The organism is Tenacibaculum aquaeponti (assembly GCF_052084715.1).
Classification (GTDB): domain Bacteria; phylum Bacteroidota; class Bacteroidia; order Flavobacteriales; family Flavobacteriaceae; genus Polaribacter.
Genome location: NZ_CP197288.1, coordinates 2,817,748 through 2,836,078 on the forward strand (window position 1 = coordinate 2,817,748; position 18,331 = coordinate 2,836,078).

Consider the following 18,331-nt stretch of genomic DNA (forward strand, 5'->3'; position numbering starts at 1 on the left):
AGTTGGTTATAATGGGCAAAAAAATAAAATTATTTATAATATAGCTCTTAACTCAAATTCTAAGTTTTCGATATCTTCAGATAATTGTTTAAATCTATATTTTCTGTTAGTTTGTTCTGCTTCTCGATATGCATAATCTCCACCAATCAACCACCAAAAGAATTTAGATTTTGAACGTTTATTACGATTGTTATTATTTAAGTTGAAATCAATAGAAAGAATTTTTCTTTTGATACTGTTGTTTAAATAATCACTTTTAGAGACGTAATTTATAAATCTATTTATTTCAATGTTTAATTGATTTATCTCGTCATCTGTGATTTCACTATCAGCATTATGTCTTTTACATTCTATAAGTAAGAATGATAAGTATTTAAAAAGTTTTTCTTGATCCATAGTTTAACAAAAATAAATATTTTTGTTAAAAAAGTTATGGCAAAACATAATGAATTAGGAAAAGAAGGAGAACTGCTAGCTTTAGAATTCTTAAAAGAAAAAGGCTATGAAATTCTTGAACAAAACTACAGATTAAGAAAAGCCGAAATAGATCTTATAATAACAAAAGAAAATTGGCTAATTGCTGTAGAAGTGAAAACAAGATCTACTGATTATTATGGTAATCCAGCTGATTTTGTAAATGCAAAGAAAAAGAAAATGTTAGTTGAAGCTATGAATTCTTATGTAATTGAGCACGATTTAGATGTTGAAGTACGATTTGATATTATTGCTGTTCTAAAGCAAAAAAATAATTTTAAAATAGAGCATATTGAAGATGCTTTTTTATTTTTTTAATGCCATGAATGAAAACAATTTTTAGATTGTTTAGCCTTTGGTGTTCGTGTTAATTTATTGCATTTAGAACAATAATTTAAAATGATATTGTTTGAATATTTATCAATAATAATTTTAGCAATTTTTTCTTTTTCTTGTTGAAGTTCTTTTTGATTTAAATAAGGATACTTTAATTTTTTTTAAATTCTAAAGGAACAAGGTGAATGTAATAGTTTATCAAATAATTTACTTTTTCTTTTTCCATTTTTATTTTCCTAATAATGTTTTCTCTACAGCTCTTTTTAAGTTTAGGAATTTTGATTTTTTCGTTCCATTATCAATATAGCTAAACGTACCTGTCTTATCTATAATGAAGTAAGAAGGATATACTTGTTTAGGGTTAAAAGTTAAGCTTGCATCAATAGCAGAATAAGCTGTTTTAAATTTAAAAACAGTTTTTTTAAGAAATGCTTTAACAATTTCTTTTCGATCTAATGCTGGAGCTATAAAAAGAATATCTTTTTTTCTTTATAAACATCAACTAAATCATTCAATAGACTAGTGTCTTCTAAACAGGATAAACAAGAGGTAAACCAAAACTTAAAAACGACAACCTTATTCTGGATGTCGTTTTTAGTAAGCTTACTACCGTTTGTAAGCCAGAATTTAAATTCTGGAACCTGATCTCCTGCTTTAAGATTCTCTTGTGAGAAAGTAATAGTAGAAGAAAAAATAATAATCCAGAATATAAAATATTTCATTAATTATTTAGAAGCTGCTTTCTCTTTGTTTAAGAACTCTTTAATGTCTTCAATAGCATTAGGAACAGCGATAATTTTTTTGTTTTTATCTAGTATAAAATATGTTGGCGTAGCATCAATTCTATATTTTTGAACTACTTCATTGTCAAATTTATAAGTAGGATGCGTACCTAGTACATTATGCCACTTGTATAATTTGTTTTTAGCCCATGAGTTAAAGTCAAGATCATTTTCTTCAATAGCGAAAGCAATTACAGAAGTGTTTTCATATTCTTTCATGAACTCATAAACTTCAGGAATCTCCTTAACACAGTGACTACATTGAGTACTCCAGAAAATCATTAAATAATAGTCTCCGTCGTTTAAAGTAGATAAAGAAAAATCTTTACCGTCTTCTTTCCAAGAAAAATCAGGAGCTGTACGGCCAACAGAAACACTTAATTCACCTAATTTTTTCTCTTTAAATTTAGCATCTTGCAATGCAGTAGGTAATTTATCATAGTATTTAGCAAAAACGTCATCTACAATTTCTGAATTTCTTTGAATTGTAAAACGTGTAATTAAATATTCTAGAATCTCTTTTTTAGTAGCATCATTTTTTACGATGTTCATAATTTTTTCGATAGATTCTTTGTATAATTTTTGTTGCAAGGTTTGACTCTCAGCTATGTTTAAATAAAATACATAGTTGGTGATCTTATCAACAATAAATGGTGAGTTATATAATGTTTTATTAGAAAAGTCAATGTTGTCAAAAAAGCTATTTAAAACATGATTCAAATATTCTTGAGTGTCGTCAAAAATATCGTCAGAGTTAGTTGCTTCAGAAGCTTTAATAAAAGTGTTTACTAACATTCCTTCAGATTTACCTTCGTAAATTTCTTGAACTTCTTCTTGTTCTTTATAAGCTTTTTTATAAGCTTTTTTAGTTTTCTTTTCGTCAGATTTTAAATACTCAACCTGTAAAGAATCTATTGCACGTTGTGTTAAAGATAAAGCATCTAAATACTCTCTGTAAACTTTATTTTCTCTAGATTTTGTAAATACAACAGATTCTTCTGGAAACTGAGGATTAAAAACAAATTCTACATTTTCTTTATTAAAAAAGAAATCAACAAAGCCAGCACCTGTATTTCTATAACTTACTCTGTAAGATCCAACTTTTGCGTCTGCTGGTAATTGTAATTCAAAACGACCAACTTTTTGCGTGCTTCCTCCTAAATCAACATCTTCAAATTTAATAGTCGAATTGCTAATGAATTTTTGTTTAGCACCATCAATTCTATATAATACAACCCAATCACTTTTTTCTGGAGGTGTCATTGTCCCTTTCACAGAAAATTGCGCGTTTGCAATTGAGGTAACAAAAATTAGTAAAACAAAAAATCTTTTCATCATTAATAAGGGATTTTATATTAAAATATATTTAAATTCTACTTCAAGTATTCCAATAAGCGTACCAAAATTACTATTTCTTATTTAATTTAAGTACTTTAGGTTTAAATTTATTGACCATAATGACTATAAAAAACAAAATAGTTTGGTTAACTGGAGCTTCATCTGGTATTGGAAAATCTCTAGCTATCTTACTTTCACGGCAAAATACAAAATTAATCTTATCTTCAAGAAGCGAATCGACTTTAAATGAGGTAAAAGCCTTATGTCTTTTTCCTGAAAATGTAAAAATATTGCCTTTAGATTTAGAAGATTATGAAAATTTATCTGAAAAAGTTAATACAGCAAAAATGTTTTTTGGTAAGATAGATATTTTAATTAATAATGGAGGAATTAGCCAAAGATCTTTAGCAAAAGATACAGGTGTTTTGGTTGATAAAAGGTTGATGGATATTAATTATTTAGGAACTGTGGCTTTAACGAAAGCGATATTACCACATTTCATAGATGAAAATTCTGGGCATTTTGTTGTAACAACAAGTATTGTTGGGAAAATTGGTACACCACTGAGATCTACCTATGCAGCAACAAAACATGCTCTTCATGGCTTTTTTGACAGTTTACGTGCTGAAGTTTTTAATAATAATATAAAAGTAACTTTGATTTGTCCTGGTTTTGTAGCGACGGATGTTTCTAAAAATGCTTTAACTGGTGACGGTTCTCCACAAAACACCATGGATAAGGCAACTAAAAATGGAATAGCCCCTGATCGTTTTGCTAAATTAATGTTAAAAGCTATAGAAGCCGAAAAAGAGGAAGTCTATATTGCTGGAGTTAAAGAAAAATTAGGTGTTTATGCTAAACGTTTTTTCCCTAGTTTGTTGTCAAAAATGATAAGGAAATTAAGTGTTACTTAAAAAAATTAATACTATCAAAGTAAGATATAATTGCCTCTTTCATTAACACAGTTTGTTCGCCTGGTTTTAAGTTCGGTAATTCTGTAAGTGTTTTATAGTGTGGCCAGCCTTCCTCGTCAAAAAAATCAAATTCATAATAACCATATGGTTCTAAAAGTTTACAAATTGCAATATGCATTAAATTAATTTTTTCGTCTTTTTTGAATCTTCTCTGGCCCTGACCTAATTCTTGCACACCAATAAGATATATTACAGCATCTATTGTTAATTCATCACCTTCAGCGAATTGATTAGTTAGTGTGTTTATTATAAAATCCCATTTTTCTTTCAAATTTATAGCCTTCTCCATCTGTATTTTATTTAGGAATGCAAAGATACAAACGAGATACTTATATTTGTTAAAATTCTTAAAACTATGAATACTTTAGATATTATTATCTCAGCATTACTTCTTTTTGGTTTTGTAAGAGGTTTAATGAAAGGTTTGTTTGTTGAAATAGCTTCTTTGGTTGCCTTAGTTGCTGGAGTATATGGTGCAATTCATTTTTCTTATTTTTTAGGAGATTGGTTAAAAGATAGTTTAGATTGGGATGAGAAATATATAACTTTAGTGGCTTTTGCAGGAACGTTTGTTGTTATAATTTTAGTTATTGCTTTATTGGGGAAAATTTTAACTAAAATAGCTGATTTTGCTTCTTTAGGTATCTTAAATAAGATTTTAGGAGGTGCTTTTGGAGCCTTAAAGATAGGTTTAATTTTAAGTGTTATTTTTATTTTTTTTGGTAAAATGAATGATACAATTCCTTTTGTAAAGAAAGAGAGTTTAGAAGAATCAATTTTATTTCATCCTGTAAAAAAAATTGCACCAATGATTTTTCCATCTATAATAAAAGCAGATGATGATGATGATAAAGTAAATGATGATGAAAAATTAATTTAGGTCGACTTTAAAATAAAAAATAAAGAGTGCTTAATTATAAAATTAAGCACTCTTTATTTTTTGAATAGAAGATATGTTTATAACATTGTTACTTTTCCTGTTTGTAAAGAATAAACTCCACCTACGATAGAAATCTCTCCGTTATCTTCCATTTCTTGTAAAATTTTACTTCTTTCACGAATTCTTTCTATGGTTAATTTCACATTATTTTCAACAGTTTTTGCTACAAAAGCAGGGTTAGAAGAATCTGCAACTCCGTCTACTTGTTCAGAAGCCATTTTAGCTGCTGGGGTAATGTTAGCTAGCATTTCAGTTATATTTCCTAACTCTACACCATCACATGCAGCTTTTACAGCACCACAACTTTCATGTCCTAATACAAATACTAATTTACTACCAGCTACAGCACATGAATATTCCATGCTTCCTAAAATATCAACATTTTCGAAGTTTCCAGCTACTCGAGCTACGAAAACATCTCCAATAGTTTGATCGAAAACTAACTCTACAGGTACTCGAGAATCGATACAAGATAAAATTACTGCTTTTGGAAATTGACCTCCAGTAGTTTGTTTAACTAAAGAGGTAACATCAGAAGCTGTTAAGCTATTAGAAACATAACGATTGTTTCCTTCTAATAATTCTTCTAAAACAGAATTTGGGGTTAATCCACCTTGTAATTCTTTTGTTAAAGCTGTATTTCTCATTTTAAATTCTTTTTAATGGTTATCTTTTATATTTTCTTTAACCCAATCTAAACAATCAGAAAAGGTTTTAAATGTATGTTCTTTTGATACTAAATCAGGAATTAATCCAATCTTTTCCATCATGTATCTAGGTTGTTCAAGTACATCTACAAATAATACTTGAACCCCATCTTTTTCTAAATCGATAAGAATATCTTCTAGAGCAAATAAACCAGATTGGTCTACATAAGGCATTTTTCCCATTCTAACAATTACTGTCTTAGCTGTATCTGGGATTTGTTTTGCTAACTGTTGAAAATTACTTGTTGATCCAAAAAATAAAGGCCCATCAATGTGTTTAATAAATACTTCCTCTGAAAGTTGATCTGGAAATTCAGCTTCATCTTCCCAAGCTTCCTCTTGGAGAGGTGAAACATCTGATCTTTTTGCTGAAACATCTCCGATTTTTTTCATAAAAATTAAAGAAGCAATTACTAAACCAATACCTACAGCATAAACTAAATCCCAAAATGTTGATAATAATAATACTACTAACATAATAATAAATTCAGAACTTAATTTTATTGGTCCTAATTTTACATCTTTAGGTAAGTTCGGTATAGCACGTAAACCTTTATAATCCATAACACCAATACCAACAGTGATTAATACTCCCGCTAATACGGCAGCTGGTATTTTAGAGGCTATTGGACCTAAACCTAATAATATGATTAATAGCATAACACCAGCAATCATACCAGAAAGTTTAGTTTTTCCTCCAGATTTAATATTTACAACGGTTCTAATTGTAGCACCTGCACCTGGAATACCACCAAAAATTGCAGCAATACTATTACCAATACCTTGACCAACTAATTCTTTATTTGGTTTATGTTTGGTTTTAGTCATGTTGTCTGCAACAACAGAAGTTAATAAAGAGTCTATAGCGCCCAGTAATGCCAGTGTAAAAGCTGTAAAAATATAAGGCTTTATACTGCCGAGATTAAATCCGGTGAAAATTTCTAGATTTGGAACTGGAAATCCACCTGGTATTTCTTCAATAGGTCTGTACTCTAAATTAAAAATTAGAGCAATAGCCGTCATGATAACTAATGCAACCAATGTGCTAGGTATTGCAGTAGTGATTTTTTTAAATCCGTAAATAATAATAATTGTTCCTAATGCTAAAAGTAGTTCTAAAAGATTGATTTTTTTTATCGCTCTTGGTAATACTTTTAACGCTCCAATTACTCCAGAAGATTCTTTTCCAGCTAAAGTTTTAGCTTCTTTTAAAATAGCTTCTTGAGTAATTTCACTAGAACGTTTAATTGTTTCTTTAAAATCTTCTAATACTAATATTCCTTCTCCAGATTCATCTTTTAAAATGTTTTGTAGAATTATTTCTTGCGCTTTAGGTTTAAATTGTTCCACAAAAGAATTATCTTCCTTAGCATAATACCCTATAGATGGTAAAATTTGAGTAAATAAAATAATGATACCTATAGCAGTCATAAATCCTGAAACTACAGGATAAGGTATATACCTTATATATTTACCGAAACCAAGTAATCCAAGCCCAATTTGTAAAAGACCAGCTAATAAAAAAACTGTAAGGATTGTTGGTAAAGCTTGGTTTATATTGCCATCATTTGCAGCTATAATTGTACCAATAACAACCATGCTTACAGCAGTCATTGGAGCTGTAGGGCCAGATATTTGAGTATCTGTACCGCCAAAAAGAGAAGCAAAAAAAGCGATGATTATTGCTCCGTAAAGTCCAGCTGTAGGTCCTAAGCCTGAAGAAACTCCAAAAGCTAACGCTAAAGGTAGTGCTACAATACCAGCTGTGATACCACCAAATAAATCGCCTTTAATATTAGAAAATAAACTTTTCATTTTCAGATAAATTGAATTTTTAGTTTTATTTTATATTACAAAAAATCATTTTACAAGAATCCGCTTAACTTAACTTAGGGTTAAGTTTAAAAAACTCAATATAACTTGGTGGGTTTTCAACAATACCTCTTTCTGAAATTAATTTGATATTAATATTTCTTTCTTTTGCTTTATATGCAAAGTCTTCTAAAATTTCTATAATATCATTATCTAAGTATCTTGTTTTAGTAACATCTAGTTCTAAAGCTGAATTTTCAGGTAAGCTGTCTAATTCTTTTAATATAGCTCCTTTGTTAAAGAAAGTAACTTCTTCAGCTAATGTCATTTTTATTTTTCCGTCATTAATATCTTCACCTTCTTTGTGTAAGAAGTGCGAGTTTTGAAAACTCTTAAATAAGATAACAAAAATCCCAACAGCTAATCCTAATCCGATTCCTAATAATAAATCACCAGTAATTGCCATTGGTAAAACTGTAGTCATAAATGGTAACCATTGTTTCCATCCTAACTTAAACATTGTTTTGAATGTTGATGGTTTTGCTAATTTAAAACCAACTACAAATAAAACAGCAGCAAGTACAGATAAAGGGATTTTATTTAATAAAGTTGGAATTAAAATAACAGATATTAATAACAAAAATCCATGCATTATAGCAGACATTTTACTTTTTCCTCCAGATTGAATATTTGCTGAACTTCTTACGATTACTTGAGTAATTGGTAATCCACCAATTAATCCAGAAATAATATTTCCAGTTCCTTGAGCTATTAACTCACGATTGGTAGGAGTTACATTTTTATCTGGATCTAATTTATCCGTGGCTTCAACACATAATAATGTTTCTAAACTTGCAACTATAGCGATAGTAAATGCTATTACCCAAACATCTTTATCTCCAATAGCTGAAAAATTTGGAAAACTAAATTGTGCTTTAAAACTATCGAAGCTATCAGGAACAGGTACAGATACTAATTGTTTTTGCAATAACTCTAAAGAACCTCCTTTAGTCATTACATAGAAAATGATTCCTACTACTACTGCAACTAATGGTCCTTGAATTAACTGGAATATTTTTCCTTTTTTTGATAAAATATTAGACCATAATAATAAAATTCCTAAAGCAATAAATCCAACAACTGTTGCTCCAATACTAATGTTACCACTAATTAATGCATTAATTGAATTTAATAACCCGGAAATTAAATTTTTCCATTCAACTTGAAGGAAGGAGTAATCTCCTGTTGGATTTTTCTCCATTCCAAAGAAATATGGAATTTGTTTTAAAATGATAATAATTCCAATACCGGTAAGCATTCCTTTAATTACTGAAGAAGGAAAGAAATATGCAATGATACCAGCTCTGGCAACTCCTAAAAGGATTTGAATAATTCCTCCTAAAACTACTGCAACTAAAAATTTTTCAAAACCTCCGTTTTCTAGCCCTCCTAAAGTTACTATTGCTGCTAATACAATAGCTGCTAAGCCAGCAGCAGGTCCACTTACACCTATACTTGATCCACTGATACTAGCTACTACAATACCTCCAACGATACCAGCTATTAATCCAGAAAATAATGGCGCTCCACTCGCCAAGGCAATTCCCAAACATAGAGGTAATGCCACAAAAAATACCACTATACTAGCGGGTATATCACTTTTTATTGTTTTAAACATGGTGAAATATATTTTTACAACCTGTACATACAAGTTGAGTATTTATAATTAATTTTTAATGTATTTTAAATGGGAAACAGATTAAATTAACTATAAATTTCTGGTGGAGGTGAGTCTAATTTTTTGAAAATAGAGTTATATCTAGTAGATATATAGATTATTGAGTTTTGAATTTTGTTTTTAGAAAAAGTGTTAAAAAGAGGTGAAGGATTCACAATTTTAACTTCAGAATCTTTGGTAACTTCTGTTTCTTCACCATCTTCATCTATATCAATTTCTATAGAAATTTCACAATTAAATTTTGTAATACTAATATAAGTAGGCAACACTATAGATGTTATTAGTACAAGTGAAAAAAAATATGTGTAAAACTGCCTAGTCATTAATATGAAAAAACCAAATATAAGAAACAAAACGTTAAAAATCTTGTTAAAAAAACTTAAATAAGGCTTAGTTCTTTTATAGATTTACTTTTTAACCAGCCTATTTTACCGTCAGCTAAGAGTATTTTTTTCCAATCATCTACTTCGTCAATAACAATTAATTTAGTTCCTTCATGAAGAGTAAAGATTTCATCACCATTTATAGTAGGTTCGTTTTTTACAGAAACTTCATCTGAAAATACAATAGCCTCAATAGTATTGTTATACTTATTATATTGATGATAAGTAATCGAAATAGAAAATATTAACGCAATAAAGCATAAAATGCTTGTAGCGAAAAATATTCTTTTTTTTGTTGGTTTACTCGAGAAGTAATATAAAATGAAAAATAGCGATGTCAAAATAGAAAACATTATTGCTACGACAGCCCAGTTGTTAAAACTGATTTTACTAATATAATTTTCATTAAATTTTTGTAAAACAGACTTTGGTAACTCTTCAATTCTGTCTAAAGTTAAGCGCTTAGCAAACACAAGGTTGTTTTTTGCATCTTTGTTTAAAGGATCTAGCAATAGAGCTTTTTCGTAATTATAAATCGAAGGACCTACTTTGTTAAGCTTATAATAACAATTACCAAGGTTATAAAATAATTCAGAAGAAACGTTTTTAGATTCTATTACACTTTTATATAACTCTACAGCTTGTTCATAAGAACCGTTTTTATATAAGTTATTAGCTTTGTTAAAAAGCTCATCGGAGTTCTGTGCGTTAGTAAAGTTGGTAGTTACAACTAAGGTAAGTAACCAAATTATTCTCTTCATCATAATTGTCTGTCTAATGAGGTTATTACTTGTTTAGCTTTATTATACTCTTCATTCATTTGAGTATTTGTTATTGGAGTGTATCTTGCAAAATCACATTGCTTTAATACATCAATAAAATCATCAATAATTGAAATTTGAACTTTTCTATTATCTAGTAATTCAGTTATTTTTTCTTTACTTATATCTGATGTTTCAACATTTAGTTTAGCTTTAAGGTAATTATGTAAAGCACGTTCTAAAGCTTCATAAAATTCTTCTTTATTACCTAATTGTTGACTAGCTTCGGATAAATATTTTTTTGCTAATTTATCTGCTTTACGTTGTTTGTTTCCTAATATATCAGCATCTCTCTTATTTTTCTTTTTACCAATAAAAATAGCAAATGGTATAGTTATTAAAGGAAGTAAAAGAAGGAAATAAAAAGGAATAGATTTGAAAAATTTAGATGTATCAATTACTCCTAACGATGTAGAAGTTTGTATAAATCTAAAGTTATTTCCTGTTACCTGCACATCTTGTTTTCTTACTTGATTTTCAGTAGTTGATACTAATTCTTTTCCTTCAGTTACATTAACAAATAAGTCATCTGTACTAATCGTATGATATTTATTGTCTTTAGGATTGAAATATGAAAACTCAGTACTAGGTATTTTATATTTTCCTTTATATTGAGGTACAACAGTGTATGTGTCTGTAACAGATCCTTTTAAACCAGAAGTAGAGATTTTTACATTCTCTTTTCTCTCGGGTTGATATACTTCAAGTTCTTTTGGTGTTTCAACCTTCGGAAGTTCAAATAATTTTAAATTCCCTAAACCAGAAACTTCCACTTTTAATTCTGAAGATTCATTAGCTTTTAATGTGTTTTTATTAGAAGTTAACGTATATTCAAAATTACCAACCGCTCCAGTAAAACTATCAGGTTTTCCTTCTTCAGGCAAAGCTTTAGCTTTAATTATTTTTTTTGCAGAGGCGTATTGTTTTCTAACTCTTCTTGTGATTGGGTTTCCAAAGAAGTCTGCTCTTCCTGTAGGAACTGCAACTAATATATCCATCTTCATAGGATCAATAGTTAAGTTCCCTGATTTTGTAGGAATTAATAAAGCCTTATGTAAAACAGCATATCTATATTGTTCACCATTGTACATAGCTGTTTTAAAATCGTAATTGTTGTTTTTTATTTCTTGATTCCAAAAACCAATATATTGTGGAGATTCTGTAATAGCATTGTCGTAAATACCAACATTATTACTAAAATACAGTCGGTATTCTACATAAATACCTTCTCCAACATAAGGCTTCCCTTTTGAGACTTCAGCTACTAAATGGATGTTTTGTTCAGCTATATAATCTGGATCATTAGGGTTTTTAGGTGTTTTTACAGCTGCAGTAACAATAATCTTTACAGGTTCAGATTTTAAAGTTATTCCATTTAGTTGAATACTTGCTGATGGAAGGTTAAATTCTCCTTTTCTTAAAGGTTGAATTATATAGGTATAAGATTGAGAGAATGTTGATTTACCATTAATCCACGATTGACTAACAGATTGACTTGGTCCTCCTACTATTTTAAAATTTTTAAAACTTGGTGGACTGAAATTATCTGCACCTTGTTTGTTTATAGCAAACTCAACTCGTAAGCGTTGATTCACTCCAAGTTTGTTTTTACTTACCGTAGCTGTTAATTTAGCATCTTGAGCAAAAACTGTTAGCGATACTAATGTTAGTATATATGTTATAAACTTCAATTTCATTTGTTATTCAAAAACGCACAAAAATAATTATTTTTCCGAAGTATAAATTAATTGATTTTTAAGATTTTGATCCTTAAAATTTTCTTAATTCTTACCAGTCTTTTTCTTGTTTTATTTTTCTACCTTTTGATTTTTTAACGTTCATTTTCTTTTGAGTCTTCTTTTCCTCGTTATTTAAGCTTTCTAATAGCTGTTTCATTTGTTCAGGTGTCATTTTACCTGGACGAGGTTTGGGTTTTTGTTTGTTCTTATCTTGTTTGTCTTTTTTCGGATCTTTCTGATCTTTATTATCCTTTTGATCTTTATTGTCGTCTTTTTTATCTTGATCTTTCTTATTCTGATCCTTTTGATCTTTGTTGTCCTTTTTCTGATCTTTATTATCCTTCTTGTCTTTTTTGTTCTTGTTCTTGTCGTTTTTATTTTGCTGTTGTTGCTTTTTTACTTGCTTTTGAGCAGCAGCTAAATTATAACGAGTTTCATCATCATTAGGATTATTTCGTAAAGCATTTTTATAAGCTTCTACAGCTTGTTCAAACTGTTTTTGCTCCATCATTGCATTTCCAATATTATGGAATGCTTCAGCCTTTTCTGCTTTAGATTTAGAAGTTTTCGTAGTGAGTTCGTATTGAGATACAGCTTCTTTAAAATTCTTTCCTTGATATAAAGAATTTCCATAGTTGTAACTCGCTTTATCGTATTTACTGTTTTTGCCTAAAGCTTTTCTGTATGCAATAGAAGCTTCATTGAATTTTTCTTTGTTGTATAACTCATTTCCTTCACGCAGTAAAGATCTGGCTTCACGTTGAAGTTTTAGTGTGTCTTGTTGAGCACCAATAAAAGTGCTTGTTAGTAATAAGAAAACAGTACAAAAATTAATAAACAATCTCATGGTTATGATTCCTTTTCGTTAAACAAGTCTACTTTTTTAATCCATTTTGTTTTTCTTTCAAAGAAAAACAAATCTATTACTAAGAATAGTATTCCAATACCGATGAACCATTGAAATTGATCTTTATAATCAGAAAATTGGGTGGTTTCAAACTCACTTTTTTGAGCATTTGAAATAATTTTCTCGATCATTTTTACAGGTTGTTCGGTTTTGTTTCCGTCAATATATTTTCCATTGGCTACACTTGCAATACTTTCTAAAACGTCTGCTTTACGTTTGGTAATTACAGTTTCACCTTGTCTGTTCTTTTTATAACCAATATGTCCGCCATTAAGTTCGATAGGAATCGGACCACCAGTTTCTGTTCCTACACCAATTGTGTATACTTTTACGCCTTCATTAGCTATATCTTGAGCTTTTTGTTTAGTTTCTTCTTGATGATCTTCTCCATCAGAAATAATTACTAGAAACTTATTAGTTTGTTCGTCGTTGTTATAATATGTTTTAGAAAGATCTAGAGCTTCATTAATTGCTGTTCCTTGGCTAGAAACCATATCAGGATTTGCATTTTGCAAGAACATTTTAGCTGCCGCATGATCGGTTGTGATCGGAAGTAAAGGATATGCATTTCCGGCATAAATGATTATTCCAACACGATCGCTTCCTAGCTTATCTATAATTTTAGAGATGATTTGTTTTGATTTCTCTAAACGGTTCGGAGCAATATCTTTAGCTAACATACTTTTTGAAACATCTAAAGCAAAAATAATATCAACTCCTTCGCGTTTTACAGTTTTGAGTTTAGTTCCCATTTTAGGGTTTACTAAAGAAATAATTAAAAAACTTAAACCGACTAATAAAAAGATAAGTTTTAAAATAGGTTTAAATGTAGAGGCATTAGGAGCCAATTTTGTCAATAGCTCTGTATTAGTAAACTTCTTTTGGGTATTTTTTTTCCACCATAAAACCAATAAAAAAATGATAATCATTACTGGAATGATAATGAAAAGGGTAAAATATATTGGTTCTTCTATTTTATACATGTTATATAAAGCTTTTAAATAACGTGTTTCTTAATATGAATTCTAAAATCAAGAATATTCCTGCTAAAATCACTAAAAGTCGATACTTTTCTGTGTAATTATAATATTTGAATTCTTCAATTTTAGTTTTCTCTAACTTGTCTATTTCATCGTAAATTTCTTTTAAAGAAGTATTGTCGGTTGCCCTGAAATACTCACCTTCAGTTTCATCGGCGATAAATTGTAATAATTTTTCGTCAATTTCAACTTTCTGATTTCTAAAAGATAATTTACCAGTTCTTGGGTCTTTTGCCCATGGGAATGGAGCCATACCATTAGTTCCTATACCAATAGTATATACTTTAATTCCTATTTCTTTTGCCAATTCTGTAGCAGTTTTCGGATCTACAAAACCAGCATTGTTTACACCATCTGTAAGTAAAATAATTACTTTACTTTTTGCCTTACTTTCTTTTAGTCTATTAACTGCAGAACCTAGTCCCATACCAATAGCTGTACCACCTTCTAATTGTCCCCATTTAATTTCTGAAATGGTTCTTTTTACGATAGATTTATCACTGGTTATTGGTGTTTGTGTAAAACTTTCTCCTGCATAAACTACAATACCTATTCTATCGTTTGGTCTTCTATTAACAAAATCGATAGCAACTCGTTTTAAAGCTTCAAGTCTGTTAGGTTTTAAATCTTTAGCTAACATACTAGCAGAAACATCTATTGCCATAACGATATCAATACCTCGATTTGTTTTTGTTTTTTTACTAACAGAAACATTTCTTGGTCTAGCTAAAGCAACAATTAAAGCGGCTAATGCTAAAAGTCGAAAAACATGTAAAAATGGTTTTAGTTTTGGTAGTAAAGAACCACTTGTGCCAAAACCTTTTAGGTTAGGTACTGAAAGTAATGTGTTCTCTTTTTTTCTGTTAGAAAAAAGCCACAAAGCTAAAAGTGGTACAATAATTAATAACCACAAAAATTCTGGATTATGGAATTCAAAATTATTGAACATTTGTTACTTGAGGTTTTAATGAGTTTAATTCTGGAGCTGATTTAGATACAGAGTAAATAATAACAGTTATTATTAAAAGTAATACGGTAATAGTAATTATTTTAACAAGTATAGATGGTTTCTTTACTATTGGTTTTTCAACAATAATAATAGGTTCTAAATCCACTTCAGTAGTTTCGGTATCTACACCATTAGGTTTTAAATTGTCAATTACATATTTAGCAATATTTCTATCAGCTTCAATCTCGTGAGCTAAAGGTTTAGATTTTGCGAACTTAACTAAGTCTGCTTGTTTTAGTAAACCGTTTAGTTTATCAATTGTTTCTTTTTCTGCTATAATTGAGTTTGAATCTTTGAAATCTGTTAGGCTTTCTATAAGTCCGTCAGAAGTCGTTTCTAAAGCAGGAATATGAAGTTCACGTTCAATAAAATTTCTAATAATGTGAGTTAATTCACTATAATGTTCTTTAATTTGATTGTTTTGCCACAATAATTTTCCATCAAGTACCTTTAAATTTTTTAAAGCTTCTTGATATGGAGATAAGAGTTGCTCTGAAGTTTGAATTTGATCATCATTAGTTCTTTTTAAAGCGAAATATAATACAGAACCTACTAAGAGAAATATGGCTAAAACCCAAAAAACAATATGCTTGTAATCACTGAAACGAAGAGGTTCTCCTTTAATTCCTTTAATAGCAAACATTTTTACTTGAGTTGTATCTACAGGTACTGTAGCTACATTAACTAATAAACTATCTGTAAAAAAAGTTTGGTTTCTAATAAATATTTGTTGTCTAGGGATATAAAAAGATCCACTATCAAAGCCAGTTAAAATATATTTCTGAACAAGTTTGTTTTTTAATGTATCTAGTTTAAGACTATCTATCATTTCTAAACCATTCAATTCTAGCTTAGGAATGATTACATTTTCTGTACCATCTATAGATAATTTATATTGAAACTGTTCACCTATACGAATATTCGTAGTATCCACTTCAGCCTGAACAGGACCAGTTTGCGAAATAGCTTGAATAGAAAGTAATAATACTATGTATAGTAATAAATTTTTCAAATTATGCCTTGTTTTTAAAGTAACTTAATAGTTTTTTGACGTAATTCTCGTCAACTCTTATGTTAATAGTTCCTAATCCACTTTTCTTAAAAGAAGTTTGGAATTCATCTTTTAAACGAAGTGCATTAGCTTTGTATTTATTTCGTAAAGATTTAGAACTGGTATTAATTAATCGTACTTCCTTGGTTTCATTATCTAACATTGGAACCATTCCTAGATTAGGAATTTCTTCATCAAACTTATCGTAAATTCGAATTCCTGTTAAATCATGTTTATTTCCAACAATTTTTAATGTTTTCATATAGTTTTCATCAATAAAGTCAGATAACATAAAAACAATAGCTTTTTTCTTCATTACACTAGATAAGAATTTTAAGGCTTCGTTTATATTTGTTTTTGAGCTTTTTGGAGAAAATTCTATAAGTTCACGGATAATTCTAAGTACATGGCTTTTTCCCTTTTTTGGAGGTATGAATAATTCAATTTGATCAGAAAACAAGATTAATCCAACTTTATCATTGTTTTGAATTGCTGAAAAAGCTAATGTAGCAGCAATTTCTGTTACAGTATCTCTTTTAAATTGAACTGATGTCCCGAAAGATTCTGATCCAGAAACATCTACCATGAGCATCATTGTAAGTTCGCGTTCTTCTTCAAAAACTTTAACATAAGGTTCGTTATATCGAGCAGTAACATTCCAATCTATCGCTCTAATATCGTCACCATATTGATACTGACGCACTTCGGAGAAAGTCATACCACGACCTTTAAAGGTTGAGTGGTATTCTCCTCCAAAAATGTGATTAGACAAACGTTTTGTCTTAATCTCTATCTTACGAACTTTTTTTAATAACTCTTTGGTATTCATATTAATTTAACCATTCTAATGGTAAAGGTGGTAATTGAATTTCAGTATCAATAGAATCTGATTTTACTGAAAATAAAGGTGCTTCTTGAATAGTAATATTTACATTATTCTTTTTAGCGATTTCTTTAATTACCTCCTTCATACTTCTTTTTTGACACAATACTAAATAGTTCATTTGAACATTTGATTCTGTTTTTAAATCGAAACAATCTACCCAAAACGATGGTTTATCATTTTGGTAAACTATGGCTTGTGTGTTTTTTTGTTGTTTAGTTTCTAAAATTTCTTTTTTTCCTGTTAGTGTTTTGTACGTTGTTAATTTGAAAGTCATTCTTAGCAAAAAATTTAAGGGATTAATTTAGTTTTGTTGAATGGCTAGTTTTGTTGATTTTTAGTTTGGTAATTTATGGAACTTGAACTTCGTTAATAATTGCATTAATAATATCTAAAGAAGTCATGTTTTCTGCTTCAGCTTCGTAAGTAATGCCAATTCTGTGACGTAATACATCTTTTGTCATGGCACGAACATCTTCAGGAATAACATATCCTCTTCGTTTGATAAAGGCATAACATTTAGCTGCTTTAGCTAATGCGATACTACCACGAGGAGAAGATCCAAAACTTATTAAAGGTTTAAGTTTTTCTAGATTATAGTTTTCTGGATAACGTGTAGCGAAAATTATATCTAAAATATATTTTTCTATTTTTTCATCCATGTAAACCTCATTTACAGCTTCTCTAGCCTTAAGAATTTGATCTAAAGAAATAACTGGGTTTACTTTACCAAAGCTATTGTTTAAGCTTTGTCTCATAATTAATTGTTCGTCTTGTAATTTAGGATAATCAATTACTGTTTTTAACATGAAACGATCAACCTGTGCTTCAGGTAACGGATAAGTACCTTCTTGTTCAACAGGGTTTTGAGTTGCCATTACTAAGAAAGGTTCGTCTAATTTAAAAGTCTCATCTCCAATAGTAATTTGTCTTTCTTGCATTGCTTCAAGTAATGCAGATTGAACTTTAGCAGGAGCTCTGTTAATCTCATCCGCTAATACAAAGTTGGCAAAAATAGGTCCTTTCTTAATTGAGAAATCATTATCTTTTATGTTATAAATCATAGTACCAATAACATCAGCAGGAAGTAAATCTGGTGTAAATTGAACTCTACTAAAACTACCTTGTACAGCTTTAGATAATGTATTAATAGCTAAAGTCTTTGCTAAACCTGGTACACCTTCAAGTAAAATGTGTCCATTTCCTAGTAAACCTATTAAAAGTCTTTCAATCATTGTTTTCTGACCTACTATAACTTTATTCATTTCATTGGTCAAAAGGTCAACAAAAGCACTCTCTCTCTCTATTTTTTCGTTAATCGCTCTAACATCTACGTCCATGTGATAAGAAATTATTAGTTATGATTTTAAGTGAACAAAGCTACAATATTAACAATT

The 18,331-nt window shown here is 29.4% G+C and carries 20 protein-coding genes; 3 read left to right on the top strand and 17 right to left on the bottom strand.

Annotation, left to right across the window (positions count from 1 at the left end; translation table 11 throughout):
* Positions 1–33: 33 nt before the first annotated feature.
* Positions 34–396 (bottom strand): hypothetical protein, encoded by a 363-nt coding sequence (locus tag ACSIGC_RS12725; RefSeq protein WP_442265193.1) that lies wholly within the window; start codon positions 394–396, stop codon positions 34–36.
* Positions 397–432: 36 nt separating this feature from the next.
* On the opposite strand from ACSIGC_RS12725, the gene ACSIGC_RS12730 reads away from it, so the two are divergent.
* Positions 433–792, top strand: coding sequence for a YraN family protein (locus tag ACSIGC_RS12730; protein WP_442265194.1), 360 nt, complete (start codon positions 433–435; stop codon positions 790–792).
* Positions 793–1,274: 482 nt separating this feature from the next.
* Here ACSIGC_RS12730 and ACSIGC_RS12735 read toward each other — a convergent pair whose 3' ends face one another.
* Entirely contained in the window at positions 1,275–1,532 is a 258-nt protein-coding gene (locus tag ACSIGC_RS12735) for a TlpA family protein disulfide reductase (RefSeq protein WP_442265195.1), read from the bottom strand.
* A 3-nt stretch (positions 1,533–1,535) separates the two neighbouring features.
* Positions 1,536–2,930, bottom strand: coding sequence for a TlpA family protein disulfide reductase (locus ACSIGC_RS12740; protein WP_442265196.1), 1,395 nt, complete (start codon positions 2,928–2,930; stop codon positions 1,536–1,538).
* 119 nt (positions 2,931–3,049) lie between these two features.
* On the opposite strand from ACSIGC_RS12740, the gene ACSIGC_RS12745 reads away from it, so the two are divergent.
* Entirely contained in the window at positions 3,050–3,844 is a 795-nt protein-coding gene (locus ACSIGC_RS12745; protein WP_442265197.1) for an SDR family oxidoreductase, read from the top strand.
* Here ACSIGC_RS12745 and ACSIGC_RS12750 read toward each other — a convergent pair.
* Entirely contained in the window at positions 3,837–4,193 is a 357-nt protein-coding gene (locus ACSIGC_RS12750) for a hypothetical protein (RefSeq protein WP_442265198.1), read from the bottom strand. The genes ACSIGC_RS12745 and ACSIGC_RS12750 overlap by 8 nt on opposite strands.
* Before the next feature lie 66 nt (positions 4,194–4,259).
* Here ACSIGC_RS12750 and ACSIGC_RS12755 point away from each other — a divergent pair, with 66 nt between their 5' ends.
* Positions 4,260–4,784, top strand: coding sequence for a CvpA family protein (locus ACSIGC_RS12755; protein ID WP_442265199.1), 525 nt, complete (start codon positions 4,260–4,262; stop codon positions 4,782–4,784).
* 77 nt (positions 4,785–4,861) lie between these two features.
* On the opposite strand, the gene ACSIGC_RS12760 is transcribed toward ACSIGC_RS12755, so the two are convergent.
* From ACSIGC_RS12760 to ACSIGC_RS12820, 13 genes are all read right to left on the bottom strand, one after another.
* Positions 4,862–5,491, bottom strand: coding sequence for a carbonic anhydrase family protein (locus ACSIGC_RS12760; RefSeq protein WP_442265200.1), 630 nt, complete (start codon positions 5,489–5,491; stop codon positions 4,862–4,864).
* Between the two features lie 12 nt (positions 5,492–5,503).
* Positions 5,504–7,366, bottom strand: coding sequence for a SulP family inorganic anion transporter (locus tag ACSIGC_RS12765; RefSeq protein ID WP_442265201.1), 1,863 nt, complete (start codon positions 7,364–7,366; stop codon positions 5,504–5,506).
* A gap of 64 nt (positions 7,367–7,430) precedes the next feature.
* Positions 7,431–9,041 (bottom strand): SulP family inorganic anion transporter, encoded by a 1,611-nt coding sequence (locus ACSIGC_RS12770; RefSeq protein WP_442265202.1) that lies wholly within the window; start codon positions 9,039–9,041, stop codon positions 7,431–7,433.
* Between the two features lie 86 nt (positions 9,042–9,127).
* Positions 9,128–9,367, bottom strand: coding sequence for a hypothetical protein (locus ACSIGC_RS12775; protein ID WP_442265203.1), 240 nt, complete (start codon positions 9,365–9,367; stop codon positions 9,128–9,130).
* 113 nt (positions 9,368–9,480) lie between these two features.
* Complete coding sequence (locus ACSIGC_RS12780; protein ID WP_442265204.1) at positions 9,481–10,248, bottom strand: tetratricopeptide repeat protein; 768 nt, start codon at positions 10,246–10,248, stop codon at positions 9,481–9,483.
* Positions 10,245–12,002: a BatD family protein gene (locus tag ACSIGC_RS12785; protein WP_442265205.1), complete on the bottom strand. Its 1,758-nt coding sequence runs from the start codon at positions 12,000–12,002 to the stop codon at positions 10,245–10,247. Before ACSIGC_RS12785 ends, ACSIGC_RS12780 begins: the two co-directional genes overlap by 4 nt.
* A 91-nt stretch (positions 12,003–12,093) precedes the next feature.
* Positions 12,094–12,891, bottom strand: a complete 798-nt coding sequence (locus ACSIGC_RS12790) for a tetratricopeptide repeat protein (protein WP_442265206.1) — start codon at positions 12,889–12,891, stop codon at positions 12,094–12,096.
* Between the two features lie 2 nt (positions 12,892–12,893).
* On the bottom strand, positions 12,894–13,934 hold the full coding sequence (locus ACSIGC_RS12795; protein ID WP_442265207.1) for a VWA domain-containing protein: 1,041 nt from the start codon (positions 13,932–13,934) through the stop codon (positions 12,894–12,896).
* A gap of 1 nt (position 13,935) precedes the next feature.
* On the bottom strand, positions 13,936–14,940 hold the full coding sequence (locus ACSIGC_RS12800; RefSeq protein ID WP_442265208.1) for a vWA domain-containing protein: 1,005 nt from the start codon (positions 14,938–14,940) through the stop codon (positions 13,936–13,938).
* Positions 14,930–16,012 carry a hypothetical protein gene (locus ACSIGC_RS12805; RefSeq protein ID WP_442265209.1) on the bottom strand — a complete coding sequence of 361 codons (1,083 nt, stop codon included), beginning with the start codon at positions 16,010–16,012 and terminating at the stop codon, positions 14,930–14,932. Before ACSIGC_RS12805 ends, ACSIGC_RS12800 begins: the two co-directional genes overlap by 11 nt.
* Before the next feature lies 1 nt (position 16,013).
* Complete coding sequence (locus ACSIGC_RS12810; RefSeq protein WP_442265210.1) at positions 16,014–16,880, bottom strand: DUF58 domain-containing protein; 867 nt, start codon at positions 16,878–16,880, stop codon at positions 16,014–16,016.
* A 1-nt stretch (position 16,881) separates the two neighbouring features.
* The gene (locus tag ACSIGC_RS12815; RefSeq protein ID WP_442265211.1) at positions 16,882–17,211 is read right to left on the bottom strand and encodes a hypothetical protein; all 330 of its coding nucleotides are present in this window, start codon (positions 17,209–17,211) and stop codon (positions 16,882–16,884) included.
* Between the two features lie 73 nt (positions 17,212–17,284).
* Positions 17,285–18,274 (bottom strand): AAA family ATPase, encoded by a 990-nt coding sequence (locus ACSIGC_RS12820; RefSeq protein ID WP_442265212.1) that lies wholly within the window; start codon positions 18,272–18,274, stop codon positions 17,285–17,287.
* Positions 18,275–18,331: the final 57 nt, after the last annotated feature.